1 pseudogene is annotated in these 246 nt (G+C 41.5%); it reads right to left on the bottom strand.

The window, feature by feature from the left end:
* Positions 1-197: pseudogene (locus NLF92_RS13560) on the bottom strand (DNA polymerase III subunit beta); the annotation flags it as partial.
* Positions 198-246: the final 49 nt, after the last annotated feature.

A 246-nucleotide genomic window follows, 5' to 3' on the forward strand; every position in this document is an offset into this window, starting at 1 on the left:
CCTTCGGCAAAATCACCCTCTAATTTAACACTAGAGATGAGCTCCACCTCTAAATCTGTACCGGTTAACCATAGTGCGCCTTCACTAACCTTAATAAGTACATTAGACAGTATCGGCAGTGTATGACGTCTTTCAACCGCACCAGACACTAGTTGCAGTGGTTGTAAGAAATTTTCCCGGCTGATGGTAAAGTTCATCGAATTCTTATCTCGCCTTTGTTAGTGATAGATTTAAGAAGACAGTGTT

This window comes from Opacimonas viscosa (assembly GCF_024199005.1).
GTDB lineage: Bacteria > Pseudomonadota > Gammaproteobacteria > Enterobacterales > Alteromonadaceae > Opacimonas > Opacimonas viscosa.